This is a genomic window from Enterococcus sp. AZ015, from assembly GCF_050499225.1.
GTDB classification, from domain to species: Bacteria; Bacillota; Bacilli; order Lactobacillales; family Enterococcaceae; genus Enterococcus_D; species Enterococcus_D entomosocium.
In genome coordinates this window covers 1,164,345-1,182,957 of the sequence record NZ_JBMHEX010000001.1, presented here as the reverse complement: position 1 = coordinate 1,182,957, position 18,613 = coordinate 1,164,345, and the positions used below count along the sequence as shown (strand labels likewise).

The window sequence follows — 18,613 nt, the reverse complement described above, 5'->3', positions numbered from 1 at the left end:
GTATAAGGTGAAAATGTGGAAGATGTTTAAGATGAAACAAGCTACCATAATTTACCGTAACAAAAACTACACTTTGTATTATAGCACATTATCTTCATTATGACTAATAGAAAATCAAAAAAAATGAAAACGCCTTAAATTTTTTATGATTCGCAAAAAGACTGCTGCATTAAAGATCTGCAACAGTCTTCTCTTTTTTGGAAACGATTTATTTACGAATGTCGCAACTGCGTTTAGTAACGCAAAATCGCCGTCAAACTTTTTTCTCCAGGGGCATCTTTTTGTTCCAAGATAGATACCTCACCGCCGTTTTCTAAAACATCGATTGCCAGCGTATTTAACACTTGGCGACGATCATACTCTGTATCAGGATCTTCTCCAAACCCATCGGCGAGATTTGAGGTAGCCACAAACAGATTGGCGATCCGGCCTTCTTTGGCTGCAGGCACGATATCAACCAATTGGTCAATAAATTTTCGATCCAACAGCTTGCCGTATTCCCCAACTTCTTTTTGTGTCAACTCCGCAATCAGCTTTTGCGTACACGTTTGGATCTCTTTCAAAGATAACGACGCTGGTGAAGAAGAAATACTTGGATCTGCTTTGAAAAAGTTGGTTTTTGCCACTTTTTTAAACAGCGTTTGATTTTCTGGTAATGCAAACAGATACATTGGTAAATGCTCTTCATTTGAAAAATCATTCTTGAAAAATGCATCAACTGCTTGGTAGTAGTTGACGTGATCGATCTCGACTTCTTCATCTTTGGCACTAAAGCCGTGATAAGCAACGCCTTCTCCCCCTGAGTTAGGGCCACCTTGAGCACTGTAATTAAAGTTACCACCACCAGTGACTTCTTCCCCCAGCGCTTTTTCAATCGTCGTCGGTGCCTCTTCTGGCAACTCGACTTCACGCACTTGATTGTTTTCAACTTGATAGACTTGCATTGAATCGCGATTCAACGCTAAGAGATAAAATGGGTAATTAAATTGTGCATTTTTGATGACAGCTAATACATAAGGGGTTTCCCCTACGTAATATTGATCATCCACACGAATACTTAACCGATGGACCAGTACCTCTTCTGGGGTGATAATCACCGCCACACTTGTTGTACTGTTGCGCCAAAATGATTGATCTGCAAGCAGTTCATCAATTTTCGTTTGAAAAAGATCCCAAGAATGTTCTGGGTATTTCTTTTCAAAGCGGCGCTTCGCATCTTTGGCAAAGTTCTTAAATTTGATTTGATCCTTTTCGACATTCTGGTGGCCGACATGCGTATTGAGCATGATCGTGACAAATGGTCCTTTGATTCCGTCAGATATTACCTGCGATAAAAAACTTTTTCCAAATTTTCCCATTCCACATTACCTCCTGCTTAATCAAATACAAATAAAGTGTACCATGCTTATTTTCTTCCATAAAGTAAAACGATTGCACGCGTTTATTTCCTCATTCGTTTTTCTGATGACTCACTATACTGGCTATTTTTCAGCGGATCAGCCAATGTATTTCTGGTGGCCCATAGAAAGCCTCGTTTGGTCCAAGTCTGAATGGTCGGCTCTTTCAGCTCTTTTAGACTGTGTCCAACGGATTGGAAAAAGACTCTGCCCTTGCCCCATTTTTTGATCCACATCATTGGCAGTATGACTTCTTGGTTAGCTGCATTCGGATGATCTTTAGCGGCAAATGTTGAGGTAGCTAACACAGTGACGGCTGGATCAACCAAGCAATAGTATTGCTCCGTCGTCAACTGAGGGATCGATTGCGTATTTGCCGTAATATAGTGATTTGTCGTAAGATCGATGCTATAGGTCGTTTCCAAGCCGCCAGGATGTGCCAAAAAACAGCCTCCAGTCAGAAACAACCAGCCTTTACTGGCTTGAAAAGCCGAAGCAAAGCCGCCATGAACTCCTGCTAATCCTACTCCTTCTGCTACAGCCTGAGTGACATTTTGCAGCGGCTCATCAGGTAATTCTCCACGCGTCCAATTCATGATCAACAGATCCAGCCTTTTTAATTCTTCTTTATGATAGAGAGGTTCAAAATCTGAGGCGAGTGTCACCTGATATCCTTCTGACTCCAGCAACGTTTGGTAAAACTGACTGGTTTCTTTTGGGGCGTGTCCTTCCCATCCTCCGTAAATGATCAATGCTTGTTTCATTTTGTGTTTCCTCCTTTCTTTCTAACTTAGCGAAAAAAACGCAAAAAGCGAAGCAGAACGATTCTTCGTTTTCCTTCGCTAGTAATTTTTTCTGATTTAACGATTAATTGAACGCCCGACACGATTGATCGTATGGCGCATGCCTCTAATTGCAACCGATGTTTCGAAAATATTTTCGGTCGGTGCCATGCCGCCATAGCCGGCATCACCGATATGCTGCAGATCGACCCCACAGGTTTTGTTGATAATGGCTAATTGCCGCAACGTTTCTGGACGTGCGCTTTCTTGACTCGTTCCGATCGCTGACATCGTCAATAAGTCATATTGTTTGGCAATTTGAACAGCTTCAATCAGATCCTTTTCTAGAAAGCCTTGAATCGAGCCAACGGAAGGCAGTAACAAAATATCTGCCCCAGCTTCAGCGTAAGAAATGATGGCTTCTCGATCAACCACAGGCTCATCTGAGCCGGCACTGTGCATTTTTCCAGCGATGATCAACCCAGAGAAATGTTCTTTTGCCAATTTTACTGCTTTAGCGATTTCTCGGTTGGTCACACCTGTTCCAGGATTGCCTGTAAAGCAGAGAAAGTCCACCCCGAGTTCTTGGGCTTTTTTGATGGTGTCAACCGAACTTGTTCGGCCTTGACTGATGCTGATCTTTTCACTCATCATCTCCGTCGTAGCTGGGATCGGCTCAAGATTGATGCCGACAGGTCGTCCAATCAGTTGTTTTAGTTGAGGAATCGGGTTTTCAATCGGTTGTTTAGGATCAAGCAGCTGCTCCAATGTGATACCAGGCATCCCAAAAATAGCTGGGCGATAACAATCAAACCCATTCAACAAAATTAAGTCAGCCCCAAAAGCTGCCGCGACTTCTGCGTTGGTGATATCGCCAGCTTGCGACATGGTTTGAACCACCGTTTCACAGATGATTACTCGTCCTTCGCTCGCTTTAATGGATTGTTTCAATTCTTGCGCCGACATTTCTTTGATTTCACTATAGTTTGCACTTATCAATCGTTTGACCATGTTTTTCTTCCTTTCTTTTCCTTCTCATCTTGCGAGAAACACGAATAACAGGTAAAATATAGCTATTGTGTTCCCTTAGTTAAATGGATATAACAAGTCCCTCCTAAGGATTAGTTGCTGGTTCGATTCCGGCAGGGAACGTTTTTTGAAGAAAAAGATTCCTTATTTTTAAGGAATCTTTTTTTGTTAGAAAGTGAATGCGTCTGTGTCGATTGGCTTAGAAATAGTCTTCCAATAGTGGTTTTCCTGTTGGCAAGTTTTCCTGAATCAACACTGCAGCTTCCTGGTCCGTTTCCATTTGCTGGAAAAAGACCAGAGAATCGAGGGATTGTGCCTGCAAGAACAGCTGCACAAAACGCTGAATCGACAAGGTTGCTTTTGGCAGCTTGGTGGCCGTCGTTTTCGTGACCTGATGCTGAGCGTTTTCGATTGTCACTTCATAACACCCATTATTCCATGGGGCATATTCATCCCCTTGAATTTCTATGGCAAAACGACCAGCTTTTTTCATCGTAAATGGATAACTTTTTAGAAACCCTTCCACATCGATGACGCGCGCCATCATGTCCGGGCGCACTTGGTAGTGAGACAATGGTTTGGCCGCGTTTGCTTGTAGGACTTCCCCATCAAACCCTGGTCGATAGTTAATCTGTGCTACTGAATCTGCATGGGAGACGATAAACCGATTAAATCCTTGGTAAGCATTCGCAGTCAAATAGCCCCACTCTTGAATATCGAAACGTCCTCCCTCGATAAAGTAAATCAAGTAGCCTTCAGGGACCCCTGCTTCATTGCGATAAATCGCAAACGTATACGGTCGGCGCAAAACAAACTTGATTTCTTCCCACCAGGGTTGGCGAATCAGTCCGCCCTTTTGATGGCGCGGCAATTGATGATAAATCTCGTGAATGATCGGCTGTGCTTCCTCCCAATTCATGCGTTGAATCGTTCCATTCACTTTCTTGCCATCGGGCCATTGATGCGCATCGACTTCATAAACCGTCCGTTCAAAAGTATACTCATACCCATATCTGCGATAAAAAGCAAAGGAGAAAGGTGCCAGATAGGAAAGAACGATTTTTTGTTCATAGCAGTCCTTAATGATTTGTTTCATGATCCGATCGATCCGACCTTGGCTGCGATACTCTGGATACGAAGCCACAAAACCGATCCCTGCCATCGGATAACTCGTTCCATGAAAGTTCACATCAAAAATCGTTGCCATGATTTGACTCGCCAATTTTCCATCCCCATCGTAGGAACCATAATTCCAAGAATTTTCCGCAAGCTTGCGATAGCGCTTGATATTTGTTTCATTCAATTCCCACTGAAAGGCATAAGAAACCAAGTCCAGTACTTCTTGCGAACCAAATTCGGTCATTTTTTTGACATCTGTCATTCCTTCATCTCCTCTACTTGAAAACACGCAAGAAACGCAAAAAAGGCGTCAGTCGACCCCTTAATATGCTTCTTCCATCATACTCAACATTTTTTTAAATTGCTTGCGTTTGAAATATCCTAGAATCGTACCTAAGAGCATGTCATTTAATTGCTGAATCATGCCTTCAGAAGTCATTTTTTCTTCATAATGCAAGTTGCAGTGCGACTCGTCTATCGTTTCGATCTGATAGTGTACACGGAAGGTATTTTTTTTCGTCGCCGTTTGGAACGCATAGGCTTGATTCTTCTTGACCGTTTCGATTGTTATGGTGGCATTACTATCTTTATAAAACTGTTTAAGATAGCTGTATCCTTCTAATTGCTCTTCAGTAAGTGTTTGATCTGTCGCTTGTTTAATATCATGTAACACGGAATCGATGATCGTCTTATATAAAAAGTCAGCGGGTACATTCATTTTTTTAGTGATTTCCATCTTGCGCCTCCTTGTCTTTCTTGTTGCGTTTGTGTCCAATTGAAGCCATGATTCCTCCAATAGCCATTAGAATGACTGACGTGATGAGATTCACCCAGTGGTATTCACCTGACTGCGCGTTAGCGCTGTATATAAATAACATACTACCGATGCTTATAAAAAACAATCCATTTTTAAACATGATATCACCTCACTATTGACTAACGACGTTAAAGTATAGTACTCGACCCCAATCAGTATTTTTGATTGCGTCTTTGGCAAGTTTCGCTGCTTTTTCTTTGTCTTCTGCCGTTGTTTCAAAAATCAACTGAATCCCTTTTTTTTCTTTAAAGGTATACTTGATCTCACCTTCTGTCAAAGACTCAAGTAATGCTTTGATGTTGTCTTGTTGCATCGCGGAATTTACAATAATCATTTTTTCTCCTCCTAAAAAAGATAGCTAGATGGGTGAAGCCACCCATCTAGTTTATTTGATTAGTTCTCTTGGTCTGCTGGATTGATTTTGTTGGCAGCAATAATAAATGGTGCCCAGATCAATAAAGCTACAGCCAAATTAATAATTGTCAAGATGATCGCACGCCAGTCTCCACCGGTAGCTAAGAAGCCGCTTAGGATCGTTGGCATTACCCAAATCACATTTACCACAACTGGTGCAACTAACCCTAAAGTTGTTGCAAAGTAAGCAATCGTTGCTGTAACTAACGGTGCAACAATAAATGGAATGATAAACAATGGGTTTAACACGATTGGTAGACCAAACATTACTGGTTCATTGATATTGAACAACCCAGGTCCAATCCCTAGTTTACCAACTGTCTTATAGTCGGCACGTTTAGAGAATAGCAAGATTGCGATCAAGAGCATTAAAGTCACACCTGCTCCACCAGGCCAAACAAATGCTTCGAATGAACCTGCTACCCATTTATAAGGAACAGCTTCCCCTAATTGATAAGCATTAGTATTTTCAACCATTGCCACACCGTAGATCGATTGTAGAACAGGTCCCATGATATTTGTTCCATGTAATCCAAAGAACCACAAGACATGGACAAGTAAAACAATGATAAATACGGCAAAGTACCCTTGAGAGAGACCCAATAATGGTTTTTGGATCGATTCGGAGATCCAGTCAATTATCGGCATACCGACAAAGCGTTCAAATAGATAGTAAATCAAACCTGAAGCATATAGTCCGGCAATCCCAGGGATAATCGCTGCAAAGGCACGGGAAACTGCTGGTGGCACTGAATCTGGCATTTTGATAATAATGTTTTTTTGCATCAATTTTGCAAAGATAATAACTGAAACGAAACCAAAGATGATTGCCGTGAACAATCCAGAGCCACCCATATAGGCGCTAAATGGGAAGTAGCCCCAGCCTGCAGCGCTGATCGTTGAACCATCTGCTGCAAATCCTGATGTAGCACTTGTACTGTTGATCATGTCTACCACGTTTGCTGGTAGTGCTTCTTCTAACGCTAAAGAAAGAGAAGCAGATTGTGGAATACCCATAATAAATGCTGCTAAAGAGACCAACGCACCTGATAGTGCATCAACATTGTAAGCCTTCGCTAAATTATAACCGAATGAAGCTGAGAAGATAACCGCCATAATTGCTAAGGTACCTGTCCAAACTAAACCATTGACTGCGATCACTGGCGTGAAAAATTTCGTGATTGCATTGTCCGCACCAAGATAAGTGTTTGGAAAATCACGCATGAAGGCGTTCAGTAATACTGCAATTGCCCCAGCCATCGTTGCTGGCATCATTCCGATAAAAGCATCCCGCAAGGCAACCAAATGCTTTTGCGCACCAATCTTAGCTGCAACCGGGAGAATGTGTCTCTCCATCCAACTTGTTAATCCATCCATTCTTAATTCCTCCTATAAGTTCTATTCGTCAAAGAAGATTTTTTGATTCATCGACAATAACTACTTCTATCCGTTCAAAGATTATTCGTTATTTAGACGTCGATAGACATCAATGATTTCTTTCGCTAAATCGGTAAATGCGATTGACGTCATTAGGTGATCTTGTGAATGCACGGTCAACAATGTCACGGTCATATGATTGCCTTGCGCTTCTTGTGTCAACAATCCTGTTTGCGAATGATGCGCTTCCACAAGAGATGCTTCAGCATCTTTGATTTTTTGGTCAGCTAATTCGAAGTTCCCTTCTTTTGCTGCCGCGATTGCTTCCATTGCGTCACTTTTTGCATTACCACCATACATGATCAATCCCATAATGGCTTCCAAATTTTGCTCATCCATCTTTAAAAATCCTCCTTACACTTCGATCCTAAAAAATCTTAGTTCATTAATGTTTCTGCTTGTTGCAATACTTTTTCGCCGTTCATCATGCCATAGTCTGCCATGTTGATCACGTCCAAAGGAATGCCTTTTGGTGCTAGCTTTTGTTCAAATTGTGATTTCATGAATCGTACTTGTGGTCCTAATAATAGAACATCGACTGGTTTCGACTCCAAATGTTGGTCGGCTTCTGAAGCTGAAACAGCAAAGATATCTGCTTCCATTCCTTTTGCTTCGGCTGCTTTTTGCATTTTCGTCACCAATAGACTGGTACTCATTCCTGCTGAACAAACAAGCATAATCGTTTTTTTCGCCATCGCGTATCCGCTCCTTTCTGTTGTAAGTTACACTTTACTATAAAGCAAAAAGCGTGCCAAAAAAAAATAAGTCCAGACCTTTATATATCAATGGTCTGAACCAATTTTTCTTTTGCACACTCACGGATTTTTCATTACACACTAATATTGTGTGCGGATTCATCATAACTTTTTATTTCATTTTCTAAGAACATTTGTGTTAAATAGGCGATCTCATCTTCAGAGATTTTGATTTGATAGTTTTTCTCTATCTGCAATAAATGAGTTCGCAACACATCTGTTTCGATACGATAGCGTTTTTGGAAGGCCACCAAATTGGGGAAAGTACGAGAATGTTCCTTCTTCAATAAACTTTCCACTAGAAAGGCTAAATGAATCACTAAGCCCGCATCAACGGTAGGTTCAACAATCACATGCAATTGATTTTGAATTTGATGAACGATTCGCTGCAGACTTTCGATCAGATGATAGACGGACCCTACATGCGTTAAGGTATTTTCTAATGAACGTACGATTTTTTCGATCGGCACTTCATCTGAAACGATCCGCTTCAGTACATTCAACCGATTGTCATCAAAGACATCATAGGCGGAAAAGAACGGGATATTTTGATAATCGATCTCGACGGTGCCCGCAATGGCTTTGATCTCATATTCTTCTAGCAAGCCATCAATATGTTTCTTGAAGGTTTCTTTTTCAATAAATTGCATTTGAATGATCTCGACTTTTGATTGATCGACGACGGGATAAATTCGTTGATAAAGTTTAGCAGCGACACCTTCTCCAGTAAAGCAAGTGACGATGACTGCTTTTTTATTCCCCTTCGCTTCGCGAACTGTGCGGAACTGTTCTTGCACGATGGTTTCAAAAGAACGCTGAATGTTTTGATAAATGTCTTCTAAACTTCGGCCACTTTCCGCCATTCGCAAAGCCTCTAAGACGATCATCGTACTGACCATCGAGATGGCTTTCGTACGAATCCCGGTCTCTTCGGAAATCAAATTCGCAAATGAATTGAGGGAACCCATATCAGTTAAAAGCAATAAGCCGTTGCTCATCTTTTCCTTATTGTCAGTGACATAGTTCAATAGCTGCTCATACATTTGACCGACTTCCATATCTAAAGACATATTCATCGCTTTGCCGTGGTCGGTTTCTAGCAGCTCTTGTGCCGTTTCCAACATACTGCTGGCAGTCGCTTTGCCGTGCATCAAGACAATGATCTCGACTTTTTCAAGGGGCAGTTGCGAGGGTTGTTTGACTTGAATCGCTAAAAACATACTGATAAAGCCGATCTCATCGAAGGGGATCTCGACATGGCGTTCTTCTTCGATAATGGTCGATAGATCCATTGCCACCTGGAACTCGGATTTCAAGTTTTTTCTGACTGTATTCAAATCTGGGTGAACGATCATATGTCCTTCCTTGACACGTTCCAGTGTACTTTGCAGATGCAGTGCAAAGGCAAAGCGGGCTTTTTCACTATAGGTTCGAGACAATCTTTGCCCAGCTAGATCATAAAGAACATTTGTCAGTTTCCAAATGTCTTCTGGAATCAGTTCTTTATGAACGGGATTTTGGATCAATTCTTCGACATACTTTTCAAAGTACGCATCGACATCTTTAGAGATCAAATTTTCCAGATCGACATTGGCTACGCCCGTTTCAATCAGCGAGCTGACTTTTTCTTCGATCTCGTTATACACTTGCATATTCCGTTGTGGATCACGAGACCAGACGACATCTGGGTCGCCAGGTTCAAAACTTAGAAAGTCGCCTTTGCCATCCAAAAACCGATCCAAGCGTTCCGACATTTCTTTGATCTTCAACAAGCCTTTTTGAACTTGCAAGGAGCAATCGCCTTTTCGAATCAGCAAGTGTTTTTTTCCATAGGTTCGATAATGCAAAAATGCTTTCGCACAGACGAGTTTAAGGTCGCGCTTGATTTGACCAATGTTGCCTTCTGCATCATAGAGCATAAAGGCCAATATCGCATCTCGTTCGACATCGATTCGTTGGTTCAGACGGGTCGCCTCTTGCTTGATAAACAACGAAATGATTTCATACCGTTCATCTAAGGAACGACTTTCCACATTTGGCAAAGTAATAGCCATGGGAATTCGCCGATTGAAGGTCGTTAAAAAGGTTTCTGATGATTCCGTGGTGGCACCGATGATCTGCACGGCGGCTTCATGAACTTGATTACTTTCCCCTAAAGGACGGTAGATCCCTTTATCAATGAAGGTAAAGAGCATTTCTTGGCCTTCTGGCGGCAGTCGATGGATCTCATCTAAGAACAGGATGCCGCCATCGGCTTTTGCCATAAGTCCTGGACTATCTTCTGCAGCACCTGTGTAGGCCCCTTTTTTGATGCCAAAGATGTGACCAAACAACAACTGCGGATTTTGTGCATAATCCGCACAATTAAACGATACGAAAGGAGCATCTTTTTCTAACATATTTGATTCAACCGCAAAGTGATACATACATTCGGCAAATAAGGATTTACCGGTACCTGTCTCTCCAAAAATAATGGTATGGAGTCCTCTAGGCGGATATAAAATTGCTGCTTTGGCTTGCTGGATACTTACTTTTAAAGAAGCTTGAACCCCAACAAGACTTTCAAAACTCACTTCAGAGGAAACATCCACATGCACCGTTTCTTCTAATGGCTCATAAACGACCGGACGGCCGGAACGTTTGCCGATTTTCTTTTCTTTATAAAGCTCACTGAGATAACGGCTTGCATTGCTGCGATCGATTTGTAAGATTTTAGCGACGTCAACTGCGGTCAACCCTTGCTTATGCAGTTCGATCGTTTGAAAAATCTCTTCTTTTCGCGAATTCATTCGATAGCCTCCTCATTTTTTTACACACTAATAATAAACAACGTTAATGGTAACACAAAAAGACGCTCAATGGCGTCTTTTTCCTTTGTCTTTTTGCTTTTTCGTCTTTTTCTTGGTCTTTTTAACAGGAGTGTGTAATTTTTCAGATGTTTTCTTGGAAATTTTCTGCACACTTACTATTTTCGTTTCTTTCTTGCTTTCCTTTTCGATAACAGGTGCTTCTGTGTGTAATTGTCCCCCATGCAGATAGACTTCCTTGAGTTCTATGGACAATTGATTCGCGATTTTTTTCAAATCCTTCAACGAATGGTCTTGAACGATCGTGACGACGGTTCCTTCTTTGCCCATTCGTCCAACACGTCCTGCCCGGTGCAGATAGGATTCTTTTTCTAACGGGACTTCCGTATTGATGACATAAGGCAAATCCACCACATCTAAGCCGCGAGAGGCGACATCGGTCGTCAATAATTCTACTAGTTTTCCTTGACGGAAGCTCTCCAGTGCGCCTTTTCGGGCAAGTTTGTTTTGGTCAGATGCTAATGATGCCACCGGCAAGCCGTGAAACAGCAGTTTTTCTTCTGCATTTCCCATTGCGCTTAATTCATTGAAGAAAACCAAGGCTTGAAAGCTTGGTAAATGAGCAAAGCGCCTTAAAGCATCCACGATTCGTCGTTGCGGATAATTCAAATAGTAGTGATGGATCACGCCTTTGCTCTGATCTTCTTGGGTAACATCAATGATCAGCGGCTCTTTTGTCACCAATGGTCGAATCTCATCAATCACTTCGTTAGCGGTTGCTGAAAAGAAACTACGCTGGATTTGTTTTGGCAATGTTTGATTGATCTTGGCAGCCAGTGTGAAGGCCCCTTCTTTCAATAATTGGTCAACCTCATCTAATACCAACGATTGCAACTGCTGGGTCTTGATTTTTTTTGCTTTGATCAATTCTAACACTCGGCCTGGGGTGCCAATCAAGACCTCGGGCTTGTCTTTCAGTTTTTCCACTTGGCGTTTTGTACTTGCGCCACCAATTAGCGGCAGAACGGTCAAACCAATGGCTTGGGCCCATTCCCGGGCCACTTCTGTGACTTGCATCGCTAATTCTTGTGAAGAAGTCAAAATCAGCAACTGATTACCTTGCTTTGCCTCGACTTTTGTTAACAGTGGCAAGAGGTACGCCAAAGTTTTACCAGAACCGGTCGGTGAGACTCCAATGACAGACTCACCATCTTTTAAAGGGCCAAAGGTTTTCTCTTGGATCAAGGACGGTGCGTGATACCCTGCCGCCTGCCATTTTTCCTGCCAGATGTCTGGCAATTGTGTCAATTCAAATACTGTCATAAATGTTCCATTCCTTATTTTTTATCTGCATCAAAAATGATGCCTGCTTGTTTACGCATAAGAGCGATGGTTTCATTGACACTGCGAGCAAGTTCCACCCATTCCTCATACCGTTGTCCTTGTTGGGGATCATTTTTGTTTTCGATGATGTCTGCAAAGTCTTGTGCTTCTTCGATCATCGGGTTTTCTAAAGCACTTACTGCTAATGCCTGGGTTTGTTTTGTTTTTCGCTCATAAAATGCGGCTTCTTCGATGGCATTGACGGCATTTAGGTCTAATGTACCGTCTTCAAAATAGATTTCTGAACGCAACTCTGAATCAGCGATTTTTCCTGTTTGGATTGTGACATCAAAGTCAGCATAGCGCAACACTGCAGTCCCGATACCATCTACACCAGTCGGTAATTTACGGGCAAAATAATGAACATCTTGCGGTTTGCCAAACCAAGCGACCGCCGCATAAATCGGATAGACGCCCAAATCTGCTAAGGCACCGCCAGAAAAATGTGGAGAAAAAATATTTGGTTCCTCCCCAGCTAGTACAGCGTCATAACGAGACGAATATTTCATATAAGAAAAGTTCGCCCCAAGAATGGCACCGCGTGTCGGTAAGAATTCGGCTACAGTAGAAAAACTTGCTTCATGGATGTTGCGAGCTGCTTCAAAGAATAATACCTGTTGCTGATTTGCCAATTCGATGATCTCCGCCATTTCCTCAGGCGTTGAAAAGGCTGGCTTCTCCACAATGACATTTTTTCCTGCTAAAATACCTTGCTTGGCTTGTTCAAAGTGCAAACTATTCGGAGACGCGATGTAGACCGTGTCCATATGAGCTAAGCCAAAAAAAGTGTCCAGATCGGTCGCATACTCGATGTCCCCATATTTTTCTCCAAAACGTTGTGACGTTGCTAACTTTCTTGAGTATACGGCAACCAATTGATAGCGTTTGGTTTCGTGGGCTGCTTGTACAAATTGATCGGTGATCCAATTTGTGCCGATAATTCCTAAATGAATCATATTTTTTCCTTCTTTCTTCTATAGATTAGGGTCGTCAAAGACGACATTCAAATCAAAAGGGATTGGTTCTTTGACCGTGATCATCCCTTGGTTTACTTGGCAATTATAGGCAAACACTTCGACACCCTTGCTTTGCGCTTCAGCGATTTTAGTGGCCAGATCCGGTTGCATCTGTCGATGGATCGTGGCGATTTGCACCGCTTCAAATTGGATCATAAACAAAGCCGCCGCATAATAGCCAGCTTCTTTGGCATGGATCAATTCATTGACGTGTTTCAAGCCACGAATGGTTGGTGCATCTGGAAAAGCACCGACTTGCTTGTTTTCAAGGGTCATTCCCTTGATTTCTAAAAAGCCTTTTTCTTGTTCATCTGTTTCAAAATAAAGGTCGAATTTTGATGTCCTATAGACAACTTCCCTTCGCAAAAGCGCGATTCTCCCTTTGATATTTGGCAACTGGATCGTGCCATCCAAGAGGCCTTCATAGCCTAAACGATTCGGTACTTGACTATCGATGTTGATCCATTGGTCTTGTTTCTTGACTGAGATCAAGTCGTAATTGGTTTTGCGTTTCGGATTGTCCCAATATTGCAGGGTAACAAGCGCACCTTTGTGCAAGAGCTCTTTTCCTCGTCCGGTATTTTTTACATGGACGATTACTTCTTGACCGTCAACGAGACATCGGGCAATGAACCGGTTGTCTCGCACGAGAAACGTGGCTAAAAGAGTATTCGGATAATTCATTTTCTCACCTGCTCTTTTGAATCATAGCATATTTTGATAAAAACTTCTAAACTTCAAACTAAAGTACCATGCTTTTTTACCTTCTCATGGTATACTTATGGCAATTATTTTCTAGTGCGAAAAAGTGGACACCTGTCCACAAGGCACAACTTGATGAATCGTAAATGATAGGACGTGTATAAATGAAGAAAAGGTCTATTTTGATTGGTTTATCTCTTGCAACGGGCGTGGTCAGCTCCTTGCTGTTGCGAAAAGAAAAACAAAAAAATGAGAATCGCCAGAATTTCATTGGTAATTGGCGTTTTACTTCCAAGACAAAAGAAGATGTCACGATAGAAATAGCCAATGATTATTCGTTGACCATCGAAGGCAAGCCTTTGACTGCTTCCATCGTTGAATTGACTCCGATGCGGTTAGTTTTACTGGACACATTTGGCTATCATTTAGTTCTTGAACAAAAAGGCTCCGTCATTACTTTATATGATGAAGCAGAAGATTGCCACTATTCTTTGACAAAAATCATCTAAAATCGCTGAGAAAGCCAAGTTCATGTTTTCTTCACATTTTCTTCGGTCAATTCTCAGACTTTTTATCAGCATTTCTTGGCAATCCATGCTATCATTAACTTAACAAGTGGTTGAACAAGGTGTTCCGTTGAGTGATGTTTGATCGTTCATAGATTAAGGTGTAGGTTCGATTCCTACCTTCCACATTTATTTTAAATAGAAAGAAGGGATTTTTATGTTAACGACCTTTATTTCACTCTTTTCCATCTTTGCTTTAGCTGCATTGTTAGCTGGGACATTCTTTTTAGCAAAATTGGCTATGCAACAAGAAACGAAGGCGGTGAAAGTTCCCGTCAGAGTCCAAAACCAAAACCCGAGAATCCATTCCAATCGTCGCTAAGTGAATCAGTTTGACCCTATGTCAATTCACAAAAACTTGCCTTCTATTTTATAGGAAGGTAAGTTTTTTTGTTAGCTATTATTTACAGTAAACAACCTTAGTCACGTAACGTCTCAGTTTGTCTACTGAGGGATCGGTCTTACGCAATTAAATGCTAAGTTTTCTCTTAGAGTATTGCAACGGTGGATACTCTTTGTTAAAATTTTTGCTTAGATACAACTTTAAAGGAGCTACTACATATATGCAGAAAATAACCAAGTTCGGGTATTCCATCGTTGCTGCTTTGGCAATCCTCTTTGCTGCTGCCGGCTTACCCGTCGTTTCGTATGCTGATGATACAGCTATGAGCGCCGAAGAGATCCAAGATTTTTCAGTCGATGCAAAAGCCGCTTATTCCATTGATTTTGACACAGGCAAAGTGTTGTATGATCAAGATGGTGAGACCGCCATGGGCATCGCCTCCATCACCAAGATCATCAGTCTCTACCTTGTAGCTGAGCAAGTAGAGCAAGGAACCATCGCTTGGGATGATCCTGTCCCTATTTCAGATTATGCCGCGAATCTCAGCGTGTCGCCAAACTTATCGAATGTCCCTTTGCATCAAGACGTTACCTATACAGTAAAAGATTTGTATGATGCCAGTTATATCCAATCTGCAAATGCTGCAATCGTAGCGCTCGCGGAGCTGATTGCTGGGTCTGAAAGTGCCTTTGTTGATCAAATGCAAGAAAAAGTGCAATCATGGGGCATTACCGATGCAAAGATCGTTAATGCTTCTGGCTTGAACAATACTTATTTAGGGGACAATATCTATCCCGGGTCAACTTCCACTGACGAAAACGAACTATCCGCAAAAGATGTCGCCCTGATTGCTCGCCATTTGCTGCAAGACTTTCCAGACGTTTTAGAAGTAACAAGTCTTTCCACCAAACAATTTGGCGAAGGTTCCTATTCGCCTGTCGAGATGGTCAATTGGAACTGGATGCTTCCAGGTTTTACGAATACTAAAGATGGTGTTGACGGTCTTAAGACTGGTACGACAGATATGGCAGGCGCCTGCTTTGTCGGAACCGCCGTCAAGGATGGTCAACGAATTATCACCGTCGTGCTAAACGTCAATGGTCATGCGGAAAATCCAAGCGTACGTTTTATCGAAACAGGTCGGTTGATGGACTACTCCTTCGATGCTTGGGAACAAGTAGAAATTCTACCAGAAAATGCACAGTTAGAAGATACACAGACGGTATCAGTCAAAGATGGGAAAGAATTGAGTGTTCCCGTTGCCTTAAATCAAGGTTTGACCTTATGGGTACGTGGAGATATGGATGCAACAGCCTTTGAAACAACCATTGACTTTAATGAGCATTATCGTGATTCTGCCCTGCAAGCGCCATTGACTGAGGGCACAGAAGTCGGTACTGTAAGTGCTTCGATTCCAGCTGATACGCTTGGTTATATTGATGCTTCTGATCATGACGAAACTGCAGGATTGGTCACAACACAAACGGTAGAAAAAGCCAACATCTTTGTTCGTGCTTGGCGCGGTGTGTCTACCTTTTTCGAGAATCTTTTTTAATCCAAACCAAAGAAAAAATCTGTCCTGAGCAAAGATTGCTTCTCGGACAGATTTTTTTTATTCTACCGTTTCCACCGTTGCTGCTGCCAAAGGCTCAACAGGGAAAAACAATTCAACTTCCCCTTCTTTAAAATGAGGAAGATATCTTTCTTGGATCGCTGCTGACAAGTGGACGTTATTTTCTGGTAAAACTTCCATCAACATTTTTTCAGTCATCATGGTCAAGTTTTTTTCATCCGTTTTTACAACGAGATAGGTCATTGCGGGCATTTCCCAACGGACCCAACCGACGGGAGGAAAATTTTCTGTATGGACTTGAACGCCTGCCAAATAACGGCCGGTTTCTTGCCAAGGCTCTAACCAATTGGTGCCATCACTCATTAAGCCCCAAAATTCCAGTTCTTCTGCCTTTTGATCGCTCACTAGAAATTCGATCTCTTCAAAATCCTTTGTTGCAAGTTCCCATAGCGCTGGTACCCAAGAAGCTCCTTCTTCCGCTAATCCCTTGCCTTCTTTTCCGATCACATAAAAAGCGGGCCGTTCAACGCGAATCACTTCACCTAATTGCATGTTCCTTCCTCCTTCTTTTCTTCATTTTAGCGAATTGCAAGAAATTCAGCAACTTTGACCTTAGCAACAAGCAATTTTTGTCATTTTTCGGTATACTAGGTGTATCGTTAAAGGAGTGAAAAACATGGATTTTACGCAATTGCTGATTTTTGCCATCAGCTATTTGACGGGTGTGATCGTCGTTCAAAAGTGGCGCAAGAGTAAAGATGAGCCAGATATTTTCTTTTTTGAGTGCTGTTGGACGATTTTAGCCCTGCTGATTTATTTAGCCGTCTCAGAATTACGGACAGGCAGTTTCTTTATTCTAATACCAGTCGCCTTCGCCGGCCTTTTTTTATTTTCTTATCGGCGCAACAAGCACCGACTCGTAAATGGCTTGCTCTTTAATTTGTTTGTCTTAGCATTTGGTGGCTACCTAGTCATTAATCTATACCGAACACAAGATATTCTTGTAGGTGGTCTATTGGCTGTTTTGCTAGCGATCTTCTTTGCTGTATTATTATTCGGCTTAGCCATTCTCGTGGTCTTTCTTTACTGGAATTCCATTATTGTTTTACGAAGAGAGTCGCGATCAATCGCCAATCTATTGACCCTGATCTTAGCAGTGGTTTTGACCGTTTTATTATTTTCAGATACCCTTTTGCACTTTTTCCCGGATTGGATCCGAACCTTATTCGGCGTTGTTCCCCTAAGTCTGATGTATCTATTTGTGGTCTTTTTGAACTTTTTATCGATTTCAGTCATTTATCAGTTCAATCATCCTCGTTACAATCAAGATTTTATCATCGTCTTAGGAGCAGGTCTTTTGAATGGCACCACGGTCTCCCCTTTATTGGCCAAGCGTATCAATAAAGCAATCTCGTTCTACGAAGCGCAATTTAAAGCGAAAAAAACCGCTCCTCGGTTACTGATGTCAGGCGGCCAAGGAAGCGATGAAAAGCTGCCAGAAGCTGTCGCGATGAAAGAATATGCAGTTGCGCAAGGAGTGCCCGAAGGAGAGATTTTAGTAGAAACAAATTCCACGACTACTTATGAAAACATGAAGTTTTCGAAAGAAATCATGGATTCCTTAAAGCCAAATGGCTACAAAGTTATTTTTTCCTCCAACAATTACCATATTTTTCGTGCCGGTCTCTATGCAGATCAAGCACAACTTAAAGCGGATGGTATCGGAGCACCCACCGCCTTTTACTATTTACCAAATGCCTTCTTACGAGAATTCGTAGCGATCCTTTTTATGCACAAAAGACGACACTTAATGGTATTGATCACCTTACTGATCCTTTATGTAGGCGCAGCGATCCTCCAACTTATTTTTGGCTAAGCAAACAAAAAAAGTTCTTTGAACCGGCTGGTTCGAAGAACTTTTTTCTTATTGAATCGTACGATGTTTCTTCCAGAAACGTTGTTGCCATTTTTCTTTCATACTTTCTGTAAGTGGTTCTGATGCTTCTTTGATCGCACAATATTTGTCAACCATTGTGACAATATAGCTTTCTTTATAACGTGGCGGCGCAATCGTTGCTCCCCACATATGTTTCAAGATGATATCTTTTTCTAGATCACTTAGTTCAGTGATTTTTTCAGCATTTTTTACTGCAATTCGTGGATGCATATACGCATGGGTACCTTCATCAAACTTTGTGGTACGCCAGTCATAGTAGAATAAATCATGAAGGAGTCCTGCACGAGCTGTTGCACGAGCATCGCCGCCCCATTTCTTGGCCAATTTGTAACTATAATAAGAGACGCTGATCGAATGTTCCAAACGTGTGGAGTTCATATGCTGCACAAAGTTGGCTAATTTTTTTACAGCTTCTGTTTCTAACAGGTCAGCCACGTAAGACATATATTCGCTATCTTCTTGCCATTTTTCTGTCATAAATTTTTGTCTGCCACCTTTTTTTGATCTGCTTGATTG

At 41.9% G+C, this 18,613-nt stretch carries 19 protein-coding genes and 1 tRNA gene; 5 read left to right on the top strand and 15 right to left on the bottom strand.

Annotated elements, in window-relative coordinates; translation table 11 throughout:
- Nucleotides 1-233 precede the first annotated feature (233 nt).
- From IGK85_RS05590 to IGK85_RS05580, 3 genes are all read right to left on the bottom strand, one after another.
- Nucleotides 234-1,358, bottom strand: coding sequence for a hypothetical protein (locus tag IGK85_RS05590; protein ID WP_008381145.1), 1,125 nt, complete (start codon nt 1,356-1,358; stop codon nt 234-236).
- An 83-nt stretch (nt 1,359-1,441) separates the two neighbouring features.
- Nucleotides 1,442-2,161 (bottom strand): ThuA domain-containing protein, encoded by a 720-nt coding sequence (locus IGK85_RS05585; RefSeq protein WP_008381144.1) that lies wholly within the window; start codon nt 2,159-2,161, stop codon nt 1,442-1,444.
- Between the two features lie 96 nt (nt 2,162-2,257).
- Nucleotides 2,258-3,190: a hypothetical protein gene (locus IGK85_RS05580; protein WP_008381143.1), complete on the bottom strand. Its 933-nt coding sequence runs from the start codon at nt 3,188-3,190 to the stop codon at nt 2,258-2,260.
- A 69-nt stretch (nt 3,191-3,259) separates the two neighbouring features.
- On the opposite strand from IGK85_RS05580, the gene IGK85_RS05575 reads away from it, so the two are divergent.
- Nucleotides 3,260-3,331 (top strand) — tRNA-Arg (locus IGK85_RS05575).
- A 76-nt stretch (nt 3,332-3,407) separates the two neighbouring features.
- Here IGK85_RS05575 and IGK85_RS05570 read toward each other — a convergent pair.
- From IGK85_RS05570 to sfsA, 10 genes are all read right to left on the bottom strand, one after another.
- A complete protein-coding gene (locus tag IGK85_RS05570) occupies nt 3,408-4,589 on the bottom strand; it encodes a GNAT family N-acetyltransferase (protein ID WP_008381142.1) in 1,182 nt (393 codons plus the stop codon).
- Nucleotides 4,590-4,649: 60 nt separating this feature from the next.
- Nucleotides 4,650-5,063 (bottom strand): DUF3284 domain-containing protein, encoded by a 414-nt coding sequence (locus tag IGK85_RS05565; RefSeq protein ID WP_008381141.1) that lies wholly within the window; start codon nt 5,061-5,063, stop codon nt 4,650-4,652.
- 193 nt (nt 5,064-5,256) lie between these two features.
- A complete protein-coding gene (locus IGK85_RS05560) occupies nt 5,257-5,478 on the bottom strand; it encodes a hypothetical protein (RefSeq protein WP_005236947.1) in 222 nt (73 codons plus the stop codon).
- Between the two features lie 59 nt (nt 5,479-5,537).
- Nucleotides 5,538-6,935, bottom strand: a complete 1,398-nt coding sequence (locus IGK85_RS05555; RefSeq protein ID WP_005236948.1) for a PTS sugar transporter subunit IIC — start codon at nt 6,933-6,935, stop codon at nt 5,538-5,540.
- 81 nt (nt 6,936-7,016) lie between these two features.
- The gene (locus tag IGK85_RS05550; RefSeq protein ID WP_005236949.1) at nt 7,017-7,334 is read right to left on the bottom strand and encodes a PTS lactose/cellobiose transporter subunit IIA; all 318 of its coding nucleotides are present in this window, start codon (nt 7,332-7,334) and stop codon (nt 7,017-7,019) included.
- A gap of 38 nt (nt 7,335-7,372) precedes the next feature.
- On the bottom strand, nt 7,373-7,690 hold the full coding sequence (locus tag IGK85_RS05545; RefSeq protein WP_005229471.1) for a PTS sugar transporter subunit IIB: 318 nt from the start codon (nt 7,688-7,690) through the stop codon (nt 7,373-7,375).
- Between the two features lie 134 nt (nt 7,691-7,824).
- A complete protein-coding gene (locus IGK85_RS05540) occupies nt 7,825-10,539 on the bottom strand; it encodes a sigma 54-interacting transcriptional regulator (RefSeq protein ID WP_008381139.1) in 2,715 nt (904 codons plus the stop codon).
- Between the two features lie 66 nt (nt 10,540-10,605).
- A complete protein-coding gene (locus tag IGK85_RS05535; protein ID WP_008381137.1) occupies nt 10,606-11,880 on the bottom strand; it encodes a DEAD/DEAH box helicase in 1,275 nt (424 codons plus the stop codon).
- Nucleotides 11,881-11,894: 14 nt separating this feature from the next.
- A complete protein-coding gene (locus IGK85_RS05530; RefSeq protein ID WP_429972187.1) occupies nt 11,895-12,896 on the bottom strand; it encodes a Gfo/Idh/MocA family protein in 1,002 nt (333 codons plus the stop codon).
- Between the two features lie 18 nt (nt 12,897-12,914).
- Complete coding sequence (sfsA, locus tag IGK85_RS05525; RefSeq protein ID WP_008381132.1) at nt 12,915-13,640, bottom strand: DNA/RNA nuclease SfsA; 726 nt, start codon at nt 13,638-13,640, stop codon at nt 12,915-12,917.
- Between the two features lie 182 nt (nt 13,641-13,822).
- Here sfsA and IGK85_RS05520 point away from each other — a divergent pair, with 182 nt between their 5' ends.
- The 3 genes from IGK85_RS05520 (at nt 13,823) to IGK85_RS05510 (ending at nt 16,122) form a co-directional block, all read left to right on the top strand.
- Nucleotides 13,823-14,167 (top strand): DUF4828 domain-containing protein, encoded by a 345-nt coding sequence (locus tag IGK85_RS05520; protein WP_008381130.1) that lies wholly within the window; start codon nt 13,823-13,825, stop codon nt 14,165-14,167.
- A gap of 214 nt (nt 14,168-14,381) precedes the next feature.
- A complete protein-coding gene (locus IGK85_RS05515; RefSeq protein WP_008381128.1) occupies nt 14,382-14,546 on the top strand; it encodes a hypothetical protein in 165 nt (54 codons plus the stop codon).
- A gap of 241 nt (nt 14,547-14,787) precedes the next feature.
- Nucleotides 14,788-16,122, top strand: a complete 1,335-nt coding sequence (locus IGK85_RS05510; RefSeq protein WP_008381126.1) for a serine hydrolase — start codon at nt 14,788-14,790, stop codon at nt 16,120-16,122.
- 57 nt (nt 16,123-16,179) lie between these two features.
- Here IGK85_RS05510 and IGK85_RS05505 read toward each other — a convergent pair whose 3' ends face one another.
- Nucleotides 16,180-16,692 carry a GyrI-like domain-containing protein gene (locus tag IGK85_RS05505; RefSeq protein WP_008381124.1) on the bottom strand — a complete coding sequence of 171 codons (513 nt, stop codon included), beginning with the start codon at nt 16,690-16,692 and terminating at the stop codon, nt 16,180-16,182.
- Between the two features lie 124 nt (nt 16,693-16,816).
- On the opposite strand from IGK85_RS05505, the gene IGK85_RS05500 reads away from it, so the two are divergent.
- Nucleotides 16,817-18,016, top strand: a complete 1,200-nt coding sequence (locus tag IGK85_RS05500) for a YdcF family protein (RefSeq protein WP_008381122.1) — start codon at nt 16,817-16,819, stop codon at nt 18,014-18,016.
- 48 nt (nt 18,017-18,064) lie between these two features.
- On the opposite strand, the gene IGK85_RS05495 is transcribed toward IGK85_RS05500, so the two are convergent.
- A complete protein-coding gene (locus IGK85_RS05495) occupies nt 18,065-18,574 on the bottom strand; it encodes an HD domain-containing protein (protein WP_005236965.1) in 510 nt (169 codons plus the stop codon).
- Nucleotides 18,575-18,613 lie beyond the last annotated feature (39 nt).